Here is a 25,117-nt window from a genome sequence, read left to right as displayed (position 1 = left end):
TTGCTGATTTGTTCCACTCTGGTTCAATCAAGGATATGTACGAAAAGGAGTCTTAGGTGTCGGTACTCGCAAAAATCCTGTTTGGTTCAGCCGTTTTGTTGACCAGTCTTGGTACAGCAGCGACAGAGCGCCAGGTAAATGCACTACAGGAGTTGCCAGTCACCCTCCAGACACTGCTGGAAACTCAGGGACGCGACAACTTGGTCGACCTGATGCAACAAGGCAGTTTCAACCAAGCCATCATAGTTCAAGCCGGAATTGACAACAGCGCCATCCTCACCCAGGCCGGGTTTGGAAATCAGGCACAAGTAGTACAACTCGGGGTCAATAACCAGGTTGAAATGATGCAGGTGGGTGACGCCAATAAGGCAAACATCACTCAAATAGGCAATGACAATCTGGTGCAACTCAACCAGCTTGGCAGCGCCAATTTTTCGATACAACAAATTGCCGATGCTGCCACTATCAGCATCACGCAGTATTAAAAACACAGGGAGCGTTTAATGAAATCTCAAGCTAAAAAGTCACTGATTGCACTGGCTATCACAACAGGTCTGGGTATGAGTGCCCAAGCCTTCGCCGGCAGTGTCAACGAAATCTCAGTTAACCAGCAGAGCCGCAGCACTGTAGGTCAGGAAGTCTATGCCGAGCAAACCGGCATACTGAACCTGGCAGTCATCAATCAGGAAGGTTCTGCCCAGGAAGCCACCGTGGTTCAAGACGGCGTTTGGCACGAAGCCTATGTTGATTCCAAGGGCGACGAAAACAAAGTTATAGTGACTCAGAATGAAGACTGGCACGTGGCCAGCGTCGATGTAGACGGTAACGTCAACACTGCAACTGTCGCTCAATCCGGTTTCTTCAACGAAGCCAATGTTGAGCTGATCGGTGACAACAACAGCGCCGAAGTAAACCAAAACGGTGACACCAACTTCGCAGTATTCCGTGTCAACGGCAACGACAACTCTGGCTATATCAGCCAAAACGGTAACAACAACGAAGCCGGCATGATAGCCGTTGATTTCAGCCCCAACGTAGGTAACGGTAACTCTGTGACCGTGCTGCAGGAAGGCAACAGCAACATAGGTGGCGTGCGTGGCGTTGCCGGTGATAACAACAGCATCGAAATCGATCAGGCAGGCGATCTGAACACTGGTTTTGTTTACGCCCTGTCCGGCTCTGAAAACAACATCGAAATGATGCAAACCGGCACTGCCAACACCGCAGTACTCGAATTCACCACAGGTGATGACAACGACGTTGAAATCTACCAGAAAGGTGATGGCAACGCGGTAGGCGATCTGCTGGTTGCCGATATTCAAGGTAGCGACAACGTAGTCGATATCCAGCAGGAAGGCGACACCAACGGCGTTGAATTCCAAATCTGGGGTGACGACAACAACATCGACCTGGAGCAGGATGGCAGCACCAACTTCGCTACTGCCGCCGCCTATGGCACTGACAACAGCATGGACCTGACTTCACAGGGCGATTACAACGAGCTGGTTGCATTCGCCACAGGTGAAGACAACCAGATCGAAATCCATCAGGAAGGCACTGAAAACTTTGCCTATGCCGAGCTGGAAGGTGAGAACAACGAAGTTGACATGGAGCAAGATGGCAGCGCCAACGAAGCTCTGGTCACTGTTGTTGGCTACAACAATACCGACATCGAAACCACTCAAAGCGGTGACCTCAACCTGGTAGACCTGCTGATCCTGGGTGATGACAACCTGGCTCAAATCGTTCAAAGCGGCGACAACAACTGGGTGAGCGGTGTTGATGGCGGCGCCTTCGCCGTGGTTGGTACAGGTAACAGCCTGATGATCACCCAAAGCGGTAACGAAAACCTGGTTGTCGGTTCTCAGGCCGGTACCAGCAACGCTATCAGCGTAACCCAAAGCGGCGACTACAACGTTGCCACTGTTATCCAGAACTAATCACTCTGGTGCTTGATGCGAAAGGGAGCCTCTTGGCTCCCTTTTTGTTTGCCCAATTGCCAACTGAGCGTGAGTCATTGTGGCTTGAAAACTTATGGTTCCAGCGGTTTCCTGGAAACCCCATACCATAAGCATCGAATAACAAGGCGAGTATTCGCCGCTGGAACAACGGCTAACATGGCTTTCAGTTCAATATAGCCAAATAACATTGATAGGGCTTCCAGCGACGGACGTCTCCCATTGCCTGCCGCAGGCTTATGCACAGGCGACCCTGTGACATGGCGAGAGTTGCGCCAGCAACATGCTTTCGAGTGCGAGCCTTGGATGGCGAACTGGCCGTTGTGCATGGAGGCATTTACACCACGACTTTAGGCCGCTGGCACAGCGGCTATCATGGCTTTGAACCAAATATCACTAATAAACCTGGTTTTAGCTGCCAGCTAAGTTACAGCCCATCACCTGCGGTGCGCTCTCGCACAGGCGATCCTGTGAGACGGCATTAATACGTCCCTGTCGCCTCGACGAAAACATCTGACCTACATGGACGTAGGAAATGCCGAATTTGTCAGGAACAAAATTCGGCCCTGTTTTCGACGGTCACAGTTCCGCCTGTGCCTGAAAATGAGGTGTATGTCTGCAGACACTTCAGATGTTTCAAGCTACTCAGTGCTAACAGAATTACACCAATTCCCCCTTCGGAGCCGCCGCTGGCGTTGTTGTAAATTGGCGTAGCCGAGACAGGGAGGTCGAGGCTCGAAGGTCGAGCAGGGCGAATGTTGCGAAGCGACAAGTTCATGAGCGCGAGCCAAGGAAGGCGAGCTGGCCCTTATGCATGGATGCATTTGGCGAGTCCTGAGTGTAGCCAATTTGCTTCATAAGCCAGCGGGGATTTCGGCTACGTCGGGGTGCCCTTGGGGATGCAAGGGGCTTTGGACAAGCAAAGCCCCTTGTCCGGTGTGGTTTGACGAGTGTCGCGCAGCGACTGGCTGCGAGCGAGAGCCAGGAATGGCGAACTGACCCTTGTGCATGGAGGCATTTACACCACGACTTTAGGCCGCTGGCACAGCGTCTATCATGGCTTTGAACCAAATCTCACTAATAAACCTGGTTTTAGCTGCCAGCTAAGTTGCAGCCCATCACCTGCGGTGCGCTCTCGCACAGGCGATCCTGTGACACGGCGTGAATACGTCCCTGTAGCCTCGACGAAAACATCCTTGTTTTCGACGGTCACAGTTCCGCCTGTGCCTGAAAATGAGGTGTATGTCTGCAGACACTTCAGATGTTTCAAGCTACTCAGTGCTAACAGAATTACACCAATTCCCCCTTCGGAGCCGCCGCCGGCGTTGTTGTAAATTGGCGTAGCCGAGACAGGGAGGTCGAGGCTCGAAGGTCGAGCAGGGATGCGAGTCCTGAGCGTAGCCAATTTGCTTCATAAGCCAGCGGGGATTTCGGCTACGTCGGGGTGTCCTTGGGGATGCAAGGGGCTTTGGACAAGCAAAGCCCCTTGTCCAGTGTGGTGTGGAACACCACGACTTTAGGCCGCTGGCACAGCGGCTATCATGGCTTCTAACTATAAGTTACTAATTAGTATTGGCAGGGCTTCCAGCGACGGACGGTCTCCCATTGCCTGCCGCAGGCTTATGCACAGGCGCTCCTGTGACTCGGCGAGAGTTGCGCAGCAACATGCTTTCGAACGCGAGCCAGGGATGGTGAACTGGCCCTTGTGCATCGACTCATTTGCCCCACGACTTCAGGTCGCTGGCACAACGGCTATCATGGCTTTGGCTGAAAGCCATTCCCGACGCGCAAAAAAACACAAAGCAGCGGCGATTGCCGCACTCTGACAGGAATTTTCCACTGACTTGGCTTACATAAAAGCCATCAAAGCATAAACAAGCCCCATTCGGGGCCAAGTTCAGGCTGGATCTAGCGACAAATCAACTGATGAGATCGAAGTGACTCTGATAGGTCTGGGCCCAACGCAACAATTCGACTCGATTACGAGATTGAGTCTTGCGGAAAATCGATGAAATATGCGCCTTGACCGTATGCTCACTGATACACAGACGTTGGGCTATCTCTTTATTCCTGGCACCACTGGAAACCAGCTGAATAATGGTACGTTCACGCCGGGTCAACATCTGCAGCATGGAAACCGTATCGGCCGACATCTCATTGCCAGTGTCCAAGGTCTTGACCAGCTTACGGAACATCTTGCTGATAAGGGTTCTGTCGTACCAGAGCTCATCGGCCACCATCTTGCGCAGGCCAGTAAGCATAAGATCGATGCGCTGATCTGAATAAAGTACCCCGCGGATCCCCAGCAACATAGCCGATTCCTGATCCAGTGAACCTCTGGCAACTTGATAGAGGGCGACAGGAACATGAGAGACCAGACGGCTGGCCAGCAGAGGAATGCCCTTATTGTCCAGCGCCGACCCCTTCTGAGAAATTAGATAGAAAGTACTATCGCTCTTCTGCGGATCCAACTGTTCCGGGTGGCGTACTATACGGGTCTTAAGACCAATGGACTCGGCCAGTATGGCCAAATGACAAGGGGCGGCTATCTGGTTTATAAAAACCAACTCATTGATACTACTCATATTTACTCTTCTCCCTGAAAAGTCTCGCTCATATCCCTAAAGGGATAGCTTCCTTAATCACTTTCCGTGAGCTTACACAAAAAGTATCAGATGATTCTGACCAGATAGTGTCCGGTTTTCATCACCATAAAGTATGATTCTAACAATCTTTAGTCGCATTGCCAGATGAAATATTGTAAAGACTGTATATGGCTCTCTCTGTCCCGACCTGTCAATCGGCGCCAAGACGCTGCAACTGGCGGTCATGAAATGAGGATAAAACCAGCAGGGCGGCGATGGCACCGATAAGAGCCATCAGCATATCCGACTGGGTATCCCAGACATAGCCCTGGGTGCCGAGAAAGGCCTCGGCACCTGTGCCTGTAGCCGCGGCAACCCACCATTCAATCAGTTCATAGAAAGCCGACAAGGCCAAGGCAAAACAACTGACTAGAAAAGCACACCAGGCACCAGGTTTCACTGCTTGATTACGCAACAGTATCTCCCTGGCAATCATTGCCGGGATAAATCCTTGGGCCAAATGACCCAGTTTATCGTAGTTGTTACGCTCAGAGCCCATCCACTGTGCTAAAGTATCGAACAGCGGCACCTCGGCATAGGTGTAGTGGGCGCCGACAAACAGTATCAGGCAATGCACCAAGATCAGGCCATAAAGCAGCGGAGTCAGCGGAAAACGTTTGCGGGTAAAAAACAGTATCGGCAGTGCCAGCATCCCAGGCAGCGCCTCCAGCCACCAAGTGAAATCATCTTTAGGCGCTACCGCCGACCAGATAAGTACCACAAAATAAACGACCAGCCAGATAATTGTGTTTTTCAAGCCACTTTCCTTATGCCAGTGATTGTTCTCAATTAGGAAAAAATACTTTAGCCATCTAGCCCTCCACTTCACCTGAAAAAAGTGCTACTTTGATTGGGCATGGGCGAAAGCATCATAGCATACGTACATTAGTTAATAATCAAGAGGGTACCTATATCATGGCGAAACACTCGCTGGACAAGGATAAAATTAAAATCCTGTTGTTGGAAGGCGTCCACCAATCAGCCGTCGATGTGCTGGAAAGGGCTGGCTATACCAATATCGAGTATCACAAGGCATCACTCTCCGGCTCAGAGCTTCAGCAGTCGATCAAAGATGCCCATTTCGTCGGAATCCGCTCCCGTACCCAACTGACCCAAGAAGTATTACAACAGGCGGAAAAGCTGGTTGCCATAGGATGTTTCTGTATCGGCACCAACCAGGTCGACCTCAAGGCTGCCGAGCAACTGGGTATTCCTGTGTTCAATGCGCCCTTCTCCAATACCCGCAGCGTGGCCGAACTGGTACTCGGTGAAATCATCATGCTGCTGCGCGGTATTCCGCAGCGCAACGCCCTGGCCCATCGTGGTGGCTGGCTCAAGAGCGCCAATGGCAGCTTCGAAGCCCGTGGCAAGACCTTGGGGGTCATAGGTTATGGCCATATCGGTACCCAGTTGGGGATCCTCGCCGAAACCTTGGGGATGAAAGTGATCTTCTTCGATATCGAAGATAAGCTGCCGCTGGGTAACGCCCAGCAGGTACATTCCATGGAGCAGTTACTGTCTCAAGCCGATGTGGTCAGCCTGCATGTGCCTGAAACACCACAAACCAAAGAAATGATTGCCCAGGCCGAACTGGCGATGATGCGCAAAGGCAGCATACTGATCAATGCTTCCCGCGGCACTGTGGTGGATATCGACGCCCTGGCGGTAGCCCTCAAGGAGCAACAGTTGGCAGGTGCCGCCATCGACGTGTTCCCGGTTGAGCCCAAGTCCAATACTGACGAATTCCAAAGCCCGCTGCGCGGTCTGGACAATGTGTTACTGACCCCACACATAGGCGGCAGCACAGAAGAAGCCCAGGAAAACATAGGTATTGAGGTTGCCGGCAAGCTAGCCAAATACTCAGACAACGGTTCTACCCTGTCGGCAGTCAACTTCCCGGAAGTATCGCTACCGCAGCATAAAGATGCCTCCCGCCTGCTGCATATTCACCATAACCGCCCCGGTATTCTGATCAAGATTAACCAGGCGTTCTCGGAGAAAGGCATCAACATTTCAGCCCAGTATCTGCAAACCACGGCTACTATAGGTTATGTGGTGATGGAGGTAGATACCACCCAGGCTGAAGAAGCACTGACAGAGCTCAAGTCTATCGAAGGTACTATCCGTACCAGACTGCTGTTCTGATTTTTTGAGGCTTTCACAGGGCGCCATATTGCTATCGGTGCCCTGTTTATTTCTGTCAAATCCGCTACAATCGCAGATCTCTTAATGCCTTCAATCTCAGGATCTTGTTATGAGCATTTGCGTTTCTCAGCCCGATTGGCCACTGGATGCCGGCATTCCGGATCTGCTTATTTCCCGCCTCTCTCACTTGGGTCTGCTTGCCGTTACCGGCGAACAGGGCCGCAGCTTTATCCATGGTCAGGTCACCACGGATATCAGCTCTCTCACGGCCGAGCAGTGGCGTTGGGGCGCTCACTGCGATCCCAAAGGCAAAATGCTTTCAAGTTTCAGAACCTTTGCCCTGGGTGATGCCCTGATATTGATGATGCCAAGGGATACCCTGGCTGCCGACTTGCCGCAACTGAAGAAGTACGCTGTGTTCAGTAAGGCCGAACTGGTCGATGTCAGCGACGATTACAGTCTCTTGGGTGTAGCCGGCGCCAAGGCTGCCACTTGGCTGGCAGAGCAGTTCCCGGGCTTCAGTCCAGAGCAGCAAGTGAGTGCTGTCGATGACGGCGTGGTACTGCAGGATGGCGAGCGCTTTATTCTGGTTCTGCCCAAGGCCCGGGCCGAGGCCTTGTGCCAGCAGCAGTCTCCAGTCGATGCCAGTGCCTGGCAAGAGCTGGAAATCCTTGCCGCCTACCCTAACCTGCCGGCATCACACATGGGCCAATTTGTACCGCAAATGTGCAACCTGCAGGCCATCAACGGCATCAGCTTCACCAAGGGTTGCTACATGGGCCAGGAAACCGTGGCCAGAATGAAGTATCGCGGCGGCAACAAGCGAGCCCTCTATATTCTCAAGGGTAAAGCCACTGTCGATGTCACACCGGAAACCACACTGGAGATGGCGCTGGATGAAGGTTTTCGTAAGGGCGGCAGCATTATTGAAGCCGTACAACGAAATGGCGAGTTGCTGCTGACCGCAGTGCTGGCCAATGACACAGAAGTCGGCGCCAAATTCCGCATCGCCGATGATGAAAACAGCGAACTGACGGTACTGCCTCTGCCCTACTCTCTGGAAGAGCAGGAGTAACAATGAATGACCCAATAAAGGCGCCGTCGGCGCCTTTATTTTTATCCGCAGTTTGTCGCTATTCAGTGCCGGACTCAGTTTCCATATGAGTATCACGCACCTCTATCACCTGGGGCAGTATCTGTTTGAACAGTTCCACCAATTCAGGGTCAAAGTGTTTCCCCGCCTCAGACTCCAGTAACGCCATAGTATCTTCTATGCTCCAGGCCTTCTTGTAAGGTCGAATTGAGGTCAGGGCATCGAAGACATCGGCAATGGCGACGATTCGCCCCTCAATGGGAATATCATTGCCTTTCAAGCCATTGGGATAACCTGAGCCATCCCACTTCTCGTGGTGAGTCAGCGCAATGCGTCGGGACATCTGCAACAGAGGATCCGGGTGCTCACCGATAATCTCGGCACCGATTTCGGCGTGTTGCTGCATGATTCGCCACTCTTCGGCGTCCAGTTTCCCCGGCTTTTTCAGCACAGCGTCAGGAGTACCTATCTTACCGATATCATGCATGGGCGCCGCATTGTAAAGCAGCTCACAGAAGTTGTCCGGCAGCTTGGCCTGTTGTGCCAGGAGCCTGGCATAGTGGCTCATGCGAATAACGTGTAAGCCGGTCTCGTTATCCTTGTATTCAGCGGCACGGCCCAGGCGACGGATGATCTCGAAGCGGGTCTGTTCCAGCTCGCGGGTACGTTCGCGCACCTGTTGTTCCAGCAAACGCTTCTGATCGTAGAGGGCCAAGTGGTTACGTACCCTGGCTCTGACTATCGGGGCACTGACAGGCTTGGTGATGTAGTCGACAGCCCCCAAATCAAAGCCCTGGGTCTCATCGGCCACCTCAGAGAGAGCGGTGACAAAGATCACCGGGATATGGCTGGTCATGGGTTCCTGCTTGAGACGCTTACAAACTTCATAGCCATTCATGCCCGGCATCATCACATCCAGGAGGATCAGATCCGGAGGGCTCTTCTGCGCCAACGCCAGCGCTCTTGGGCCATCTATCGCCACCTTGAGCTTATAATCGTCGCCGAGGATCCCCACCAGAATATCTATGTTCTCCGGTGTATCGTCCACCACCAGTACAGTGGCTTTTTCCATCTCAATCTCCCTCTTGTTACGGGCTCCACATCCTATTTCAGCGCCACAGCGCTTTAATGGCGGCGCGAATATCCCCTAATGAGTATAGTCAGGCCTGCTCGGTCTCGTTCAGCTCCTGCTGCAGCTCGCGGATAAGATCGGCGGCATCATCAAACTGATAGCTGCCGACCATGCTGCTGACAGGTTTCAGGCGCTGCCACAGAGGCTTGCTCACCCTGCGGCTCAATGCTTCCAGTTGAACAACGGCTTCGGCATCGGCGTCTTCCAGACTCTGCAGCAGTTGCTCCAGGGCGGTTTTAAGCGCCTCGGGATCAATCTCCTCGGCGGCATCACCTTCCGTCTGAGGATCGCTTTGTGGCTTATCCCCTATCCAGTCCGCAATGGCTTCAACAATGGCTGCAACCCGGGTTTCCACCGCCAGTAACTCTTGCTCACATTCTTCACCGGCCGCCAACTTGGCTTCCAATTGCCTGGCCTCTTCCACCAAAGGCTCGGAGCAGAGGTTACCTGCCAGCCCCTTAAGGGTATGCGCCGCCCTGACCGCTTCTTCCTGCTGTTGTTCCTTGAGCGCCTTGCGAATCCGTTTGCCGACATTGCCCTGACTACCGAGGAAACGCTCGAAGATGCGCCGATAGAGGCGCTCTGAATGCTGTACCAGCTGCAGTCCGCGATCGATATCCAGGCTCTCGTGTTCCGGCCAGCTCACCAGATTCTCAGGAGCATCGCCATCGGCCATACCAGCATCATTATTCCCTGCAGCGGCCGGGACTTGCCAACCTCCCAGATACTGCAACAACACCTGATACAAGAGGCTGACTTCTATCGGCTTGGCGATGTGGTCATTCATGCCCGCTCGCAGACACATCTCCTTGTCACCGGCCATAGCGTTGGCCGTCATGGCAACCACAGGTAACTGCTCAAGCCCAGGCATCTTGCGCAGTGCCTCTGTGGCCTGATATCCATCCATCACAGGCATCTGGCAGTCCATCAGCACAAGATCAAACTGCTGCTGCGCCAACTTCTCCAGCGCTATCTGGCCATTCTCGGCAATGGACAAGTCTATGCCCACCTGCTCAAGAAACTCGGTCGCCACTTCCTGATTCATCTCGTTGTCTTCCACCAGCAACACACGTTTGCCGGCAAGAGCCGCCAGTTGCAGGGATTCGAGATCCAACGCCTTGCGCCTGACAGGAATATGGCCCTGACGCCCAAGAGCCAGCATAATGCCATCGAGCAGCCTGGAGGCACTGACCGGCTTGGTGATATAGCCGTTGATCCCGAGTTGCTCCAACTGTTCGATAAAGTCACTGTTGGCGTGGGCCGACACCATGAGGATCAGCGGCGGCTCTTTTACCTGTAGTATCTGCCGCGCGGTTTCCATGCCGTCCATCTCAGGCATCTTCCAATCGATCAAGGCCATCTTGTAGGACTTACGCTTCACCTTATCCAGCGCCTCCATGCCGCTGCGGGCACAGTCGACGGCAAAGCCCATGCTCTCGAGCGTGGTGCGCAATATATCTCTGGCGGTACCGTTGTCATCGACCACCAGAATGGGCATGCCCTCCAGTTCCTGCTCTACATTCAGCTTGTCGTTTTCCGCAACCTTGAGCCGCACAGTGAAGAAGAAACAACTGCCGTTGCCAAACTGGCTCTCGACGCCGATTTCACCGCCCATCAGTTCTACCAGTTGTTTGGAAATCGCCAGCCCAAGCCCGGTACCGCCGTATTTACGTGTGGTCGAGGTATCTGCCTGGCTGAAAGACTTGAATAATCTCGCTTGCTGCTCGGCCGTCAGACCTATGCCACTGTCGCGCACTGCAAATCTCAGGATCACTTCATCCTGCTCGCGGCTGAGCTCACTTATCGACAGCATCACTTCACCCCGTTCGGTGAATTTGATGGCGTTGTTCATCAGGTTAATAAGCACCTGACCGAGACGCAGTGGGTCCCCTTCCAGGTGGCTGGGTACGCTGGGGGCCACGGCAAACAGCAGCTCCAATTGTTTGTCGGCGGCTCGCTCAGAGAACATATCCCCGAGATCTTCCAAAATACTGTCGAGCTGGAACGGCACCACTTCGATATCCAGTTTGCCGGCCTCAATCTTGGAGAAGTCGAGAATGTCATTGATGATCCCCAGCAGGGATTGCGAAGCCCGTTCAATTTTTTCCACATAGTTACGCTGTTTGCGATCCAACTGTGTCTGCAGGCACAGCTGAGACATGCCGATAATGGCGTTCATCGGGGTGCGGATCTCATGGGACATATTGGCAAGGAAGTCACTCTTGGCCTTGTTGGCGGCATCGGCATCTTCCTTGGCAGCCATCAGTTCGTTGGACAATAGCTTGAGGCGGGTAATGTTGGCGATACTCATAACCACAGAACGTTCACGGCCCTCTTCCTCTTCAAGCTCGGAGGCGTTGATTGCCATCCACATGGGCTCGCCGGAGGCACTGAGCAGGCGCCACTCGCCGCTGACACTGTGATCGTCACTTCGCTTCAGGCGCTTGTACAGCTCGCTGGCATTGCTTCTGTCTTCCGGCGCCATCAAATCGGCAAACGAGCGACGTTTGAGCTGCTCGGCACTCATGCCCATGTCACTGCAGAACTGGCCATTGCAATCCATTATGGTGCCGCGATCGTCCAGGTTGACTATGCCTATACCGGCGTTATCAAACAGGGCCCGGAAGTGGGCTTCGCTCTGGGCCAGCTCGGTTTCCATCTCCTTACGGCCGCTGATGTCGGTAAGATAACCGTTCCAGAGCATGCCATCCTGCTGTTTACTGCCCTTGGCGCCAGCCTCTAGCCAACGCACCTCACCGGAAGGATGCCGGTAGCGGAACTCTTTGATCCATTGCAGTCCACTCTCGCCGGAAAGCAGGCGAATAATGCTGCCCCTGTCTTCGGCAACGATCCGCTCGGCCACCAGATCAAAATCGGCTATCACCTCATTCTTGTGGTGGCCAAGAGTGGCGATGGCTGCACTGGAAAGGAAGGTGAATCTGCGTTGCTGCGGGCTTTGCCAAAACAGTTGATACACAGTGCTGGGCACAGACTCTGTGATGGTTTCCAGTTGCTCCCGTGACTGCTCCATCTTCTCTTGAGCCAGCTTGCTGTCGGTGATGTCATTGAGGCTGCCATCGAACCACAGCGGGTTACCGTCTTCATCATAGCTGGCCTTACCCTTTTCATGGATCCAACGCACACTGCCATCCCGATGGCGAATACGGTACTCGACATCGAAGGCTTGCTGCTCGGCCAGGGCCGAGTTGATGGTGTCGATACACAGCTGTTTGTCTTCATCTATGACCAGGGAACCATAACTGCGCTTCTTGCTGTCGATGAAATGCCAGGCCGGATAGCCGCTTATCTCAGTGATATTGTCGCTGACATATTCCATGGTCCACTGTTCATCGACCCGGGTACGATAAACGGCGCCGGGGATGTTGGATACCAGCCCACGAAAACGGCTCTCGCTCTCGCGAATTTTACGCTCTACCGCCAGTTGCTCGGTCAGATCCCGAATCGATGCCGCCACCTGACGTTTGCCCTTGTGATCGGCCGGCAACAGGCTCAAACCTATCTGCACCGGGAACTGGGAACCATCGCACTTGAGTGCCTGCAGCGCCTTGCCCTTGGCCATCATGCGATCCTTGCCGTCGGTCACGAAGGCATGGCGCTTGGCTGCGTGTTCCAGCCGGTCCACTTCCGGCAACAGTTGGTCGATATTGAGTTTGAGCATCTCCTCGGCGGCATAACCGAACAGCTCCTGACAGCGGCTGTTGGAGAACACCAGCATGCCGCCTTCATCGACGATAAGCATCGCCTCCGGCGCCGCCTCCAGCACGGCGTTGGACCAGGCCGCGGCGGAAAACTGCTCGGTGACATCATTAAACAGCATCTCCACCGAAATCAGCTTGCCTTCATCATCGAGCAGAGGCTGCATAAACAGATCCAAACGCCTCAAGCCACCTTCGGCATCGGCCAACTCCACCTGATGCGGCGGCACCGACTCGCCGGCCAGCGCCTGTTCCATATACTGCCAGTTGGCTTCATTGATACTGTTGCTGGAAAACAGCCGCTGATACTTACGCCTGAGCACTTCAGGAGTGATACCCAAGACCTTCTTCACCCCTTCGCTCGCCTGTACTATAGCGCCGTTGGGATCCATGGAGCAGTAAAAGGACTTATCACTCATGCCGTCGATAAGCTTGGCAAACCTGTTGCCGCGGGAGTCGAGCAGCGCCTGTTCCCTCTCTTCGAGAATTTCAGCCATCTCATTGAATTTATTGCTGAGAGTCGCAATCTCCCGCACCACGCCTTCGGGTTTTTGCAAGCGTTTGATCAACCCCTTGCTGAAGTCCACTATCCCGGCTTCCAACTGCTCCAGAGGCTGGGTGAGACGCTTGGCGCTCCAGTAACTGGTGACCAGCAGTATCATAGCCAGCAGCAACAGGTTGAGCGTCAAGGAGCTGAAATCCTGCAGGAAAGAACGCAGCAACTGCTTTTGCGGCGTGATCACCAACACCCGCCATTCCAGTGGTGCAACCCTGGCGACACTGGCAAGGTACTGCACGCCGTTGAGATCGCTCAGGGCGACCTCGGGGGTGTCGGCGGCATAGATATGCTGCGCCGCTTCCTTGCCGGCGGCGGTATTGGCCAGCCAGTCTTCCAATTTGGCGTTGCGGGTAAGATTATTGTCCGGGTGATAGATGAGCCGGCCCTGGTTGTCCAATACCAACAGCTTTTTGGGATCTATCCCCAAACGTATCGGCAGGCTGGAAAGTGCCAGATCTGTGGTAACCACGCCCAGCGGCGCCCCTTCGCTGCCAAAGGGTTGCGAGAAGGTGATCATCAGTGCGTTGCCGGCACCTTCATCAAAATAGGGGGCCGTCCAGTAGCCTTCGGCATGTTGGAGTGCTTCGGTCCACCAGTCCCACTCGCCACTGGTGTAGTCATAGGCTTCCTGGCCTATGTCCATGGTGACAATCGACAGGTCCTGACGAAAAGCATAGGGAGCAAAGCGTTTTTGCCCGGGCAGAAACCCGGGCTGAAAGGCGATGGCGCTGCCGTAAAAGTTGGGATTGCGCTGCAACCTGTCCCTGAGCAGTTGATAGAGATTGTCCGCTTGTTGCAGACGTTCGAAAGACTCCAGATTCCCCAGGCTGTATGCCAGTGTCTGGCTATCCCTTTGTGCCAAAGACAGCTCAAACTCGAGCCTTTTAGCGGCGAAGTCAGCCTTTTCAGCCAAGTCGGCAAAGAAGGCTTTCTCTTCTTCCTGATAGTTATACCAGCCGGTAATCCCCGAAATCACAGTCATGATGCTGATTAAGGGAATGGCTATCTGCAACAGAATACGGCTGCGAAAAGTTCTGAGTGTCGCGGTATCCGGCATAGCTCTGCCTCTCTGACGATTTCCTTGCGACTCTGCAACTGCAAAGTCCTATTGTCAGACACACTCTCTTGGGCAATCAATGCCGAAGTACATCAGGCGACTGAAGTCAACTAACTGATTAAAGGTCAAAAATTAACCTTGTTATTTAAGCATTAGCCATGCGGTTAAACAAGTGAAGCGGAGCAAATTTCACAAAAAAGTCAGCTGCAGCCAACTGACATAAAACACACAGAAAAAGATAAGCTGGAATTATTTAAATAAACTCTTGTGTTGCAGGGAAAGAGAACGGCCAATAGCTGCAAGCCAACGCTGAAAGCGCCCCTTTCCATGCGGCTTGCTATTGGCAGTAGAATCTCTACTATCTGGGTTTAAACAAGGTTTTTGAGTGGCTGAATTCATGGCGAGCTCCTGTGGTGACCAAATGCATTCTGCCGCGGCGCCCACCGTAAAACCAACGATGATTTCTTACCATTAAAATAAGTACAGCTTATGGAACACTTAGATCACTTCAAGGGACTGCGCTGCCTGGAAGCGGCGGCGCGGCACAAGAGCTACACCCAAGCTGCAGAAGAGTTGCATATCACCCAAGCGGCGGTCAGCCAACAGCTACGCTTGCTGGAGGCTCACCTGGGGATCAAACTCTTTATTCGCCGCGGTCGCAGCATGCAGCCCACCAGCCGTGCTCAGCAGCTGGCCGATACCCTGACGGCGGCATTCGGCTCCATCGGCTCCTGCTGGCAAGAGATACAATGTCAGGGGGTTCCAGGAGAGCTCAACATCACGACAACTCAGTCCTTTGCCTCCTTGATCCTGCTGCCGAATCTTGGGCAGTTCAATCGGCTGCATCCGGAAATCAAGGTCAGGGTCTGGGCCTCGAGTCAGCTGGAAGATCTCCAACACGGAGAGATGGATATCGGGATACGTTTTGGTGACATTGACGCGGGTGAGCTTTACTGTCGTCACCTGTTCGACGATGACACTGTGCCCCTGTGTTCCAGCCAACTGGCACAGGAGCAAGCACTCACCCAAGCCTCGCAACTGAGCCAATGCTGGCTTATTGATGCCGACGACAAGCCGGGACAGGATTGGCTGGCCTGGTTTGCGGCGGCAGGTATCACGCCGGATACCCAGGCACTCAATTGGGTGCGGGTCGCCAATCTGGATATGGCACTGAGCACGGCGCTGTCAGGCCACGGGGTGTTTTTAGGCTCCCGCCTGATGGCCCAGCAATATATCCGCGCCGGTACGCTCACGGCGCCTCTGCCGCAGGTGCTACCGGGTGGGATCCGCTATCACCTCTTGTATCACGCTGCCTCACCCAAACTGGCCAGGATAAGGCGGTTTGAAGACTGGTTGCTGGCCTTGATTGCTTCGCTCAAGGCTCAGGCATCGGCCTGAGGCAGGGCCTCATCACCGCAGCCGCGCAGACGCTGAAAATAACTACGGGTTTCTGCCAGCACCAGGTGGCGCAGACCTATAATGGCAATCAGATTGGGTATCGCCATCAAGCCATTGACTATGTCGGCGAGCAGCCAGATGAGATCCAGCGTGATAAAGGCGCCCGAGGCAATAAGCCCAAGAAAAACCCAGCGATAGAGCGGGATCCAGCGGCCCTTGGTGAGATAGCTCCAGCAGCGATCGCCATAATAGTTCCAGCCAAGAATGGTGGTAAAGGCGAAACACACCAGCGCTACGGTTACCAAATACTGGCCAATCAGCGGCGTGGTGGCACTGGAAAAAGCAGCACTGGTCATGCCTGCCCCGGCGGTATCGCCATTCCAGACACCGGTAAGAATAAGCACCAAGCCGGTCATGGTGCAGATGATGATGGTATCGAAGAAGGTGCCCGTCATACTCACCAGTCCCTGCTCAACCGGCTCCTTGGTTTTGGCGGCGGCCGCCGCTATCGGGGCACTGCCCAAACCCGACTCGTTGGAGAACACTCCGCGAGCAATCCCGGTTTGAATCGCCAGGGCAATACCGGCCCCCAAAAAGCCACCGGTGGCCGCCACTGGATTGAAGGCGGAATGCAACACCAGCGCTATCGCATCCGGAATCGCCTCACTGGCGCTCAGCAGCACCCAAAGACAGGCAACCACATAGCCTATGGCCATAGTGGGCACCAACTTTTGCGCCACAGCCGCAATCCGTTTAACACCCCCTAAGGTCACGGCAGCCACCAGCGAGGTCAGCACCACGGCAGTGCTCCAGGCTGGCACATCAAAGGCGATGGTCAGGGCTTCGGAAATCGCATTGACCTGGGCAAAAGTCCCGATACCGAAAAAAGCGACACCGACACCGAAAACCGCAAACAGCTTGGCCAGCCAGCCGAGCCCCAGGCCTTTTTCTATGTAGTACATGGGGCCACCGGCGATGTTACCGTGGCGATCTGTGGTGCGAAACTTAAGCGCCAATAGACACTCGGCATACTTGGTGGCCATGCCAAACAAGGCGGCAATCCACATCCAGAACAGGGCGCCGGGGCCACCGAGTTTGATGGCAGTAGCCACCCCGACAATATTGCCCGTGCCTATGGTGGCCGACAACGCGGTACAAAGAGCGGCAAAAGAGGAGAGCTCCCCCTTGCCATTGGCGGGTTTGAACAGTAACTGCAGCGCCAGCGGCAGACGCAACAGTTGAATGAATCCCAGCCTGAAGCTCAGATAAATACCGGTTCCCACCAACAAGAGTAAGGTGGCAGGTCCCCAGACAATAGCGTTTATCTGGGTAAGAAGTGCATGAAAATCCATAGATTCCTCAGTTATTAAACATCAAAATTAATAAACGGAGGAGGAAAAGAAATGGCTGCGAAACCGCGGCAGCAGAGGCCAAAAGCGAAAGATCACCAGAGGCAAGGCGGTGCAATCATCCTCTCCTCTGTCCTTTTGCCTGAGCGTTTCGCGCTGGCCTAAGCCGGCACTTTCGCCTTCGGCGCCGGGGCATGCCCGGTCTCTCCAGAGGCTCGTCCAGTAACAGTCCACGCCGTCAATGCTGACCGGCACCTGAAAGAGTACCTCCAACCGGGTTAACCGGTGGAAATTGCCTCGTCGGTGTGGGGGCGATTCCCCACTCTCCTGCTACCTTCATCCGAACGGATTGCCACGTTATTTGTGGCAGGTGGCACAGTTTGCGCCTAAATGGCCCCCGGCTCAAGGGGCAAAGCCGACTCGCGCCCTGTTTGCTGCAAAAAATTTGACCTTGGCCTACACCCAGAGAGACCGAACCCGGTTCGGTTTACGCGGTAACAACAGCTGAAAGTCGAGTTCACCGATTGAAAAAACTTGTTATGCTGTAGCAGATTACTGCGGTTCACAGGAGTTCAAATGCAGAGCCAGGTGTTGCTGGAAGGGGTAAGCAAAGGATTTTTGGACGGCGATCGCCCCCACAGGGTGCTGGAAAATCTCAGCCTGGAGATCAACCCCGGCGAGACGGTGGCATTGACCGGCCCCAGTGGCAGCGGCAAGAGCACACTGCTGAATCTGATAGCCGGTTTTGAGCACCCGGATCAGGGCCGCATTCTGCTGGCAGGTCAAGACAGCAGTCGCTGGCAGGACAAACAGTGGAGCGCCTTTCGCCGCCGCCATCTGGGGGTGGTGTTCCAGCAATTCAACCTACTGACGCCGCTCAATGTTCGCGACAATATTCTTTTTCCCCTGTCGCTGCTCGGTGAAGGCTGGCAAACCTGGTGCGATCACCTGGTGCAGGCGCTGGGGCTGACGCCACTGTTGAACCGGGAAGTCGAAAGCCTCAGCGGTGGTCAACAGCAGAGAGTAGCCATTGCCCGCGCCCTGGCCCATAGGCCTGAATTGCTGCTGGCCGATGAACCGACAGGCAACCTGGATGCCGCCGCCGGTGATGAGGTGATGCAGCTTTTGTGCTCTCTCGCCGCCGATGCCGGCAGCGCCATTCTTATGGTCACCCACAGCGAAACGGCCGCCGCCTATATGCAGCGCCGCTGGCACCTGCAGCAAGGGCGCATTCATGAATGACACAGGGGCGCTGACCACAATCAAGTTGGCCTGGCAGGCCCTGAAAGTCACCCTGTCCCACTATCGCAAGGCGCCGCTGCAGGCCGGCGCCATACTGCTGGGGATAGTGTTGGCGGTGACTCTGCTGATTGGCGTCAAGGCTACCAACGACAACGCCATCAATAGCTACCGTGAGGCGGGCGAAGCCCTGGGACAACAGGCCAGCCTGTTTATCACCCCCAAGGCCCGCGGGGTCAGCCTCGATGAAGCGCTCTATTTTCAGCTGCGCCAAAGCGGCATCCAGGCGCTGCCGGTGATCAGCGGCGTCCTTGACGACGCTCAGGGTCGCCAGTGGCAAGTGGAAGGCAGCGATATCATTGCCGCCCTCGGCACCTTCGAGCAAAGGGGCAATGGCCGCAACCATCTGCCCTTGAATAGACTGCTCGCCGGTGAGCCCATCATTGTCATGAGTGACAGCCTGCATCAAGGACTCAAGGCGCTGCCAACCCTGTCCCTCGGTGGGCGTACGCTCGAAGTGCTGGCGCTCGCCGACTCACAGCAGCTCGGTAACCGCCTCTATCTGGATATCTCGCTGGCCCAGCAGCTATTAAAGCGCGAGGGCTCGCTCAGCTATATCGCCCTCTTTGGCGAGCCGCAAAGACTCAAAGAGCGACTCAAGCAAAGCGGAGTGCCGCTGGGTAAGCTGAATATCAGCGAGCAGGACAAGGGCGCCGCCCTGACCGCGCTCACCCGCAGTTTTCATTTGAACCTCAACGCCATGGGGATGTTGGCCTTCGTGGTGGGGCTGTTTATCGCCTACAACGGCGTACGCTACAGCCTGATGAAACGCCGCCGTTTGTTGCTCTTGTTACTCAAGCAGGGCCTGGGACGGCGCGCCCTGATGCTGGCGCTGCTGCTGGAGTTGTTGCTGCTGGTGTTCATTGGCTCGGCCAGCGGCTTTATTCTGGCGCTGCAGCTCAGCCAGTGGCTGCAGCCCATGGTGGCGCTGACCTTGGAGCAGCTCTATGGCGCGACTCTGCTGCCGGGGAATTGGCGCTGGCAATGGCTGGCCGAAGGCGCCGGTCTGACACTTATCGCCGCACTGCTGGCCTGCGTGCCCCTGTATCTTGAGCTGTGTCATCAGAGCCTGGCGCAAAATACCCAGAGCCAATGGCATGCCCACAGGCACAGAAGCATGCATAAACGCCTGTTTCTCATCGGGGTTGCGCTGCTTGCCCTGACGGCGCTGCTTTACCCCTTGAGCCAAACCCACCAACACAGCCTGGGCTTGATGGGGCTCTTGACCCTGGCTATCCCGCTGCTGTTGCCGCAACTGTTGCAGTCTTTACTCGGGCTATTGGCGCGGCTGTTTCCGTCCGGGCTCAGCAAGTACGCCATCGCCGATACTCGAGAGCTGGTGGCACCGCTGGCGCTGGCCATGATGGCGCTGCTACTGGCCCTGTGTGCCAATATCGCCATGAATACCCTGGTAGGCAGCTTTGACAAGACCCTCAGAAGTTGGCTCGACACCCGCCTGCATGCCGAGCTTTATATCCGCCCGGGCGCCGGCAATATGGCGAACCTGGAGCATTTTCTTGAGCAGCAAGCCCCCGGACTGGCTCACTTCTACCAATGGCAGGCGCCCTTCTATGCCAAGGGGAGCGGCAATACGCTGGAGATAAACCTTATCAGCCGGGACGCCGACTCTATCGCGCGCACCACGGCGCTGAAGACCCCGGCCCAAGTTACTTTCCAGGAACAAGTTGCTTCCAGGGAACAAGTGCAAGGAGCCCAAAACAAGCAACAGCAAGCGCTGCTGACGGTGATCCAGGGCCAGGCTCTGGCTATCAGCGAGCCCTTGGCCCTGACGCTGGGGCTGGCGCCGGGCGACAAGCTCAGCCTCTGCCCGGATAAGGACTGTAAGACACCACTGACCCTGCCCATCAGCGCCATCTATTACGACTATGGCAATCCCAAGGGGGAGGTCCTGCTGGCACAATCCCTCTGGCAAGAGCTTAAGCTGCCAACTGAAGCCGTTAGCCTGGCTGTGAGTGGCATAGCAACAAGTGCAGAAAGGGCCAAGAGGGCAGGACTCACAAGCATTGCCGCCCTAGAGCGCGCCCTCATTCAAGAGCTTGGACTCAGTCCGGTACAGGTCTACAGCCAGCAAAAAATTCGCGATGAGGCGATTCGGGTCTTCAACAAGACCTTCAGCATTACCCTGGTACTCAACACCCTGACCTTACTGGTGGCCGCCGTGGGGCTTTTCAGTGCCGTGCTGATGCTGACCCAGTCCCGCCAGGCGAGCCTCGCCATGTTACGCTCGCTCGGGCTTACCCGTGGCCGGCTTTTGTCTATGTTGCTATTGCAGATGCTGCTGGTGGTGCTGCTCACCTGTCTGTTGGCCCTGCCCATGGGGGCGATTCTCGGTTACCTGCTTATCCATAAGGTGACGCTGCAGGCCTTCGGCTGGACCATAGCCATGCAGTGGGACTGGCTGGCCTATGGCCGGGTGGTGCTTTTGTCGCTGCTGTGCTGCATCCTGGCGGTGATAGTTCCCCTCTATTGGCAGAGCCGCCGCTCTCTGGTCTCCAGCCTGCAACAGGAGGTGCTCTAATGCGATTGATTACAATGCGGTGGCGTGCCGTAGCGCCCTTGTTAGCGGGTCTACTGCTGGGCTGCGCTGTGCTGAGTGGCTGCGATAAGGCTCATCAAGATCAGGCTCAGCAGCAAGACTCACGGGCCATGAGCCGGGTGATGGGGACAGCGAGCGAAGGCTATGCGAAAGTCGAGCCAGGCGCGGCACTGCAATTTCCAAAAGATCACCTGCCCCACCCCAGGTTTCGTCAGGAGTGGTGGTATCTGACCGCCAATCTGACCACGCAAAGCGGTGAGCCCCTCGGGCTGCAATGGACTCAGTTTCGTATCGCCCTCTCCCCGGATGAACCTGAATCCAGCTCTCCCTGGGCGACGAATCAGCTTTATATGGCTCACAGCGCACTCAGTTTTCAAAACAGTCACCAAAGCGCCGAGCGCTGGGCTAGGGGCGCGCTTGCCGCGCCCCAAGGCAAAGCAGCCCATCCCCAGGGAGCCCAGGACAAAACTCAAGCCGGAGCCATGGGCTTGCCGCTCAGGGTCTGGCTCGATAACTGGCGCTGGCAAAGCCAGGCGGCAAGCGGTCCCAATAGCGGGCTGTTTCCCGCCAGTTTACAGGTCAGCGAAGAGGACTTTGCCTTCGAGTTGCAACTCGATAGCCAGGCCGAGCTGCAGATTCAGGGAGACAAGGGTTTCAGCCGTAAAAATGCCGCCGGCACTGTGGCCTCTTACTACTACAGCCAGCCCTTTATTCGGGTCGAAGGCAGAGTGCGCCACAAGGAGCAATGGCTGCAGGTATCCGGCAATGCCTGGCTCGATAGGGAGTGGAGCTCAGAATTTCTCAGTCGCGGCCAACAGGGCTGGGACTGGTTCGCCTTGCGGCTCGATGACGGCTCGGCCCTGATGCTGTTTCAGCTCAGAGAGCAGGAAAACAAAGCCTTTTTCAGCGGCAAGCGCATGTATCCCGACGGCAGTGGCCACCCGCTGGCGCTCGAAGATATCAGCCTCAGCGTCAAGGACTGGCAACAAACGGCCAGCGGTCGCTACCCTGTCGCCTGGCAGCTGGAGCTGCCGGGAGAGTCTCTGTCACTGACTCTGGAAGCCCTCAATCCCAATGCCGCCATGAACCTGTCTATCCCCTACTGGGAAGGGCCAATCACCATCAAGGGCACACAAACCGGCGTGGGTTATATGGAGCTGACCGGCTATTGAATAACCCACTTTAGGTAGTAAACAAGAACTATTCTCAAAATGGCGTTGCATTAATATTGCAGGAGTCAAGCGGCTAATCTGTTTAAATTTCAAACTTGGATTCAGATCACATTGAAAATGTTGATCCGGATCGCCAATCGCTTTCATTACCTCTCAAGAGGTATACCCACATTTTTAATGAGGTCTAGACTTTGATTCAGTTCTGGTGACTCGGCCCATGCCGTGCCAGTCGCCCTTACCTGTCGAGGTGAGCCTCAATGAAGCAACAAACAGAGATGGAATACCATGTCACCAGTCTGGTGGTGCATGCCGCTCCGGGAACCCTGGAGGCGGTGACCACTGCCATCCAGGCCCTTGAAGGCGCCGAAGTCCACGCCAGCAGCCCAGAAGGCAAATTGGTAGTCACCCTCGAAGGCGAAAGCCAGGGCGAGATCCTGGATAACGTCGAAGCAATCAACCGTCTGCCCGGGATACTGTCCAGCAGTCTTATCTATCATCAGGTCGATTCTGAGCCTGTCAGTCAAACAAAAGAAATAAAGAGTGAGGAAACACCATGAGCATAAGCCGCCGCGAGTTTCTTAAAGCCAACGCCGCCGTTGCCGCCGCCACGGCCGTTGGAGTCACTCTGCCAGTGAAAGTCGTCGAAGCCGCTGAGCAGAAAGACAATATCAAATGGGATAAGGCCCCCTGCCGATTCTGCGGTGTCGGCTGCTCTGTGCTGGTAGGCACAAAAGAGGGCAAGGTCGTCGCCACCAAGGGCGATCCTGAGAGCCCGGTCAACAAGGGCCTGAACTGCATCAAGGGCTACTTCCTGTCGAAAATCATGTACGGAAAAGACCGTCTGACCACTCCACTGCTGCGGATGAAAGACGGCCAGTATGCCAAAGACGGTGAGTTCATCCCCGTGAGCTGGGACAAGGCCTTCGATGTGATGGCAGAAAAGTGGAAGCACTCGCTCAACACCAAGGGCCCGACTTCTGTGGGCATGTTCGGCTCAGGCCAGTGGACCATTTGGGAAGGCTACGCCGCCTCCAAGCTGCACAAGGCAGGTTTCCGCACCAATAATATCGACCCCAATGCCCGCCACTGTATGGCCTCGGCCGTGGTCGGCTTTATGCGTACCTTTGGTATCGATGAACCCATGGGTTGTTATGACGACCTGGAAGCCGCCGATCACTTTGTGCTCTGGGGCGCCAACATGGCCGAGATGCACCCCATCCTCTGGGCCCGCCTGTCGGATCGCCGTCTGAGCCACCCCGACGGTAAGGTGCATGTACTGTCTACCTTCGAGAACCGCTCGTTCGATTTGGCCGACAACCCGATAGTGTTCAAGCCTCAGTCCGACCTGGTTATCCTCAACTATATCGCCAACTACATCATCCAAAACGGCGCGGTCAACAAGGACTTCGTCAACAAGCACACCAAGTTTGCCCTGGGTGTGGATGACATAGGTTATGGCCTGCGTCCGGATCATCCGCTGGAGAAAAAAGCCAAGAACCCAGGTAACGGTAAGTTCAGCGATATCAGCTTCGATGAGTACGCCAAGTTTGTCAACCGCTACACTCTGGAATACGCCAGCGAGATGAGCGGCGTGGAGAAAGAGCGCCTGCTGGAGCTGGCCAAGGCCTATGCCGATCCCAAGGTCAAGGTAATGAGCCTGTGGACCATGGGTATCAACCAACACGTGCGTGGGGTTTGGGCCAACAACATGCTCTATAACCTGCACCTGTTGACCGGCAAGATTGCCACTCCGGGTAACAGTCCCTTCTCTCTCACAGGCCAGCCCTCTGCCTGTGGTACCGCCCGTGAAGTCGGCACCTTTGCCCACCGTCTGCCCGCCGATATGGTGGTCAACAACGACAAACACCGCGCCATCACAGAAAAGGCCTGGCAGCTGCCTGAAGGCACTATTCCACCCAAGCCCGGTTTCCATGCCGTGTTGCAGAGCCGGATGCTGAAAGACGGCAAGCTCAACTGTTACTGGACCATGTGTACCAACAATATGCAGGCCGGCCCCAATATCAACGATGAAATCTATCCCGGTTTCCGTAACCCGGAAAACTTTATCGTGGTGTCAGATCCATACCCAACAGTAACCGCCATGGCGGCCGACCTGATCCTGCCTACCGCCATGTGGGTCGAGAAAGAAGGTGCCTATGGTAACGCCGAGCGCCGCACCCATATGTGGCACCAGCAGGTGAAAGCCCCCGAAGGCGCCAAGTCGGATCTGTGGCAGCTGATGGAGTTCGCCAAGCGCTTCAAGGTAGAGGAAGTCTGGCCCGCCGAACTGATTGCCAAGAAACCAGAATACGCCGGCAAGAACCTCTATGAAGTGCTGTTCGCCAATGGCGTGATCAACAAGTTCCCCGCCAGCGACTGTCAGGCCGAGCTCAACGATGAATCTGAACACTTCGGCTTCTATGTGCAGAAGGGGATCTTCGAAGAATACGCCGCCTTCGGTCGCGGCCATGGTCACGACCTGGCCCAGTTCGACCGCTACCACGAAACCCGTGGTCTGCGCTGGCCGGTAGTGGATGGCAAGGAAACTCTGCGCCGCTTCGTTGAAGGTTCTGACCCTTACGTTAAACCGGGTTCAGGCTATCAGTTCTACGGCAAGCCGGATGGCAAGGCGGTGATCTTCGCCCTGCCCTACGAACCGGCCGCCGAAGAACCCAACAGCGAATACGATCTGTGGATGAGTACAGGCCGGGTGCTGGAGCACTGGCACACAGGCTCTATGACCGCCAGGGTGCCCGAGTTGTACCGTGCCTATCCGGATGCGCAGATCTTCATGCACCCTGATGATGCCAAGAGCCGTGGTCTCAAGCGTGGTGATGAAGTCATCGTCGCTTCGCCTCGCGGCGAAGTGAAGACCCGGGTTGAAACCAAGGGCCGTAACAAGCCACCCAAAGGCGTGGTGTTCATGCCCTTCTTCGATGCCCGTCAATTGATCAACAAGCTGGTACTGGACGCCACCGACCCTCTGTCCAAAGAGACAGACTTCAAGAAGTGTCCGGTCAAAGTGATGAAGGCCTGA

At 55.3% G+C, this 25,117-nt stretch carries 16 protein-coding genes and 1 riboswitch; of the genes, 10 read left to right on the top strand and 6 right to left on the bottom strand.

All coding sequences use genetic code 11. The features are described 5' to 3' along the window. Nucleotides 1-56: 56 nt before the first annotated feature. Nucleotides 57-485: a curlin gene (locus tag ON072_RS12200; protein ID WP_025008981.1), complete on the top strand. Its 429-nt coding sequence runs from the start codon at nucleotides 57-59 to the stop codon at nucleotides 483-485. An 18-nt stretch (nucleotides 486-503) separates the two neighbouring features. Continuing rightward, nucleotides 504-1,940, top strand: a complete 1,437-nt coding sequence (locus ON072_RS12195) for a curlin (protein WP_123116873.1) — start codon at nucleotides 504-506, stop codon at nucleotides 1,938-1,940. A 1,937-nt stretch (nucleotides 1,941-3,877) separates the two neighbouring features. On the opposite strand, the gene ON072_RS12190 is transcribed toward ON072_RS12195, so the two are convergent. Both ON072_RS12190 and ON072_RS12185 read right to left on the bottom strand, forming a co-directional pair. Next, entirely contained in the window at nucleotides 3,878-4,543 is a 666-nt protein-coding gene (locus ON072_RS12190) for a helix-turn-helix transcriptional regulator (RefSeq protein ID WP_025008979.1), read from the bottom strand. Nucleotides 4,544-4,754: 211 nt separating this feature from the next. Further along, nucleotides 4,755-5,360 carry a DUF2238 domain-containing protein gene (locus tag ON072_RS12185; protein ID WP_144128647.1) on the bottom strand — a complete coding sequence of 202 codons (606 nt, stop codon included), beginning with the start codon at nucleotides 5,358-5,360 and terminating at the stop codon, nucleotides 4,755-4,757. A gap of 158 nt (nucleotides 5,361-5,518) precedes the next feature. On the opposite strand from ON072_RS12185, the gene serA reads away from it, so the two are divergent. Both serA and ygfZ read left to right on the top strand, forming a co-directional pair. After that, entirely contained in the window at nucleotides 5,519-6,748 is a 1,230-nt protein-coding gene (gene serA / locus ON072_RS12180; RefSeq protein WP_028779409.1) for a phosphoglycerate dehydrogenase, read from the top strand. A gap of 109 nt (nucleotides 6,749-6,857) precedes the next feature. Then, nucleotides 6,858-7,823, top strand: a complete 966-nt coding sequence (ygfZ, locus tag ON072_RS12175; protein ID WP_101060025.1) for a tRNA-modifying protein YgfZ — start codon at nucleotides 6,858-6,860, stop codon at nucleotides 7,821-7,823. A 58-nt stretch (nucleotides 7,824-7,881) separates the two neighbouring features. Here the strand turns inward: ygfZ and ON072_RS12170 are convergent, their stop codons facing one another. From ON072_RS12170 to ON072_RS12160, 3 genes are all read right to left on the bottom strand, one after another. Further along, complete coding sequence (locus ON072_RS12170) at nucleotides 7,882-8,913, bottom strand: response regulator (protein WP_044735116.1); 1,032 nt, start codon at nucleotides 8,911-8,913, stop codon at nucleotides 7,882-7,884. Between the two features lie 88 nt (nucleotides 8,914-9,001). After that, nucleotides 9,002-14,305, bottom strand: a complete 5,304-nt coding sequence (locus ON072_RS12165) for a PAS domain S-box protein (RefSeq protein ID WP_261752771.1) — start codon at nucleotides 14,303-14,305, stop codon at nucleotides 9,002-9,004. 249 nt (nucleotides 14,306-14,554) lie between these two features. Further along, a complete protein-coding gene (locus ON072_RS12160; protein ID WP_157823005.1) occupies nucleotides 14,555-14,704 on the bottom strand; it encodes a hypothetical protein in 150 nt (49 codons plus the stop codon). A 90-nt stretch (nucleotides 14,705-14,794) separates the two neighbouring features. Between ON072_RS12160 and ON072_RS12155 the strand changes: the two genes are divergently transcribed. After that, nucleotides 14,795-15,703 (top strand): LysR substrate-binding domain-containing protein, encoded by a 909-nt coding sequence (locus ON072_RS12155; RefSeq protein ID WP_261752770.1) that lies wholly within the window; start codon nucleotides 14,795-14,797, stop codon nucleotides 15,701-15,703. Here the strand turns inward: ON072_RS12155 and ON072_RS12150 are convergent. Continuing rightward, nucleotides 15,688-17,055: an alanine/glycine:cation symporter family protein gene (locus tag ON072_RS12150; RefSeq protein WP_028779413.1), complete on the bottom strand. Its 1,368-nt coding sequence runs from the start codon at nucleotides 17,053-17,055 to the stop codon at nucleotides 15,688-15,690. The two genes, ON072_RS12155 and ON072_RS12150, sit on opposite strands and share 16 nt — an antisense overlap. Before the next feature lie 117 nt (nucleotides 17,056-17,172). Beyond that, nucleotides 17,173-17,273, bottom strand: a riboswitch (glycine riboswitch). 355 nt (nucleotides 17,274-17,628) lie between these two features. On the opposite strand from ON072_RS12150, the gene ON072_RS12145 reads away from it, so the two are divergent. The 5 genes from ON072_RS12145 to napA all read left to right on the top strand — a co-directional run bounded on the left by ON072_RS12145 (nucleotide 17,629) and on the right by napA (nucleotide 25,117). After that, entirely contained in the window at nucleotides 17,629-18,294 is a 666-nt protein-coding gene (locus ON072_RS12145; RefSeq protein WP_261752769.1) for an ABC transporter ATP-binding protein, read from the top strand. After that, nucleotides 18,287-20,890 carry an ABC transporter permease gene (locus tag ON072_RS12140; RefSeq protein ID WP_144379963.1) on the top strand — a complete coding sequence of 868 codons (2,604 nt, stop codon included), beginning with the start codon at nucleotides 18,287-18,289 and terminating at the stop codon, nucleotides 20,888-20,890. The genes ON072_RS12145 and ON072_RS12140 overlap by 8 nt, the downstream gene beginning before the upstream one ends. Continuing rightward, complete coding sequence (locus ON072_RS12135) at nucleotides 20,890-22,080, top strand: lipocalin-like domain-containing protein (RefSeq protein ID WP_144379964.1); 1,191 nt, start codon at nucleotides 20,890-20,892, stop codon at nucleotides 22,078-22,080. The genes ON072_RS12140 and ON072_RS12135 overlap by 1 nt, the downstream gene beginning before the upstream one ends. Before the next feature lie 257 nt (nucleotides 22,081-22,337). Then, nucleotides 22,338-22,637 (top strand): chaperone NapD, encoded by a 300-nt coding sequence (locus ON072_RS12130; RefSeq protein WP_025889977.1) that lies wholly within the window; start codon nucleotides 22,338-22,340, stop codon nucleotides 22,635-22,637. After that, on the top strand, nucleotides 22,634-25,117 hold the full coding sequence (gene napA, locus ON072_RS12125; RefSeq protein WP_144379965.1) for a nitrate reductase catalytic subunit NapA: 2,484 nt from the start codon (nucleotides 22,634-22,636) through the stop codon (nucleotides 25,115-25,117). Before ON072_RS12130 ends, napA begins: the two co-directional genes overlap by 4 nt.

The sequence above is a fragment of the Shewanella sp. K8 genome, assembly GCF_028823715.1.
Taxonomy (GTDB): domain Bacteria; phylum Pseudomonadota; class Gammaproteobacteria; order Enterobacterales; family Shewanellaceae; genus Shewanella; species Shewanella algae.
This window is presented reverse-complemented; position numbering and strand designations above follow the sequence as displayed.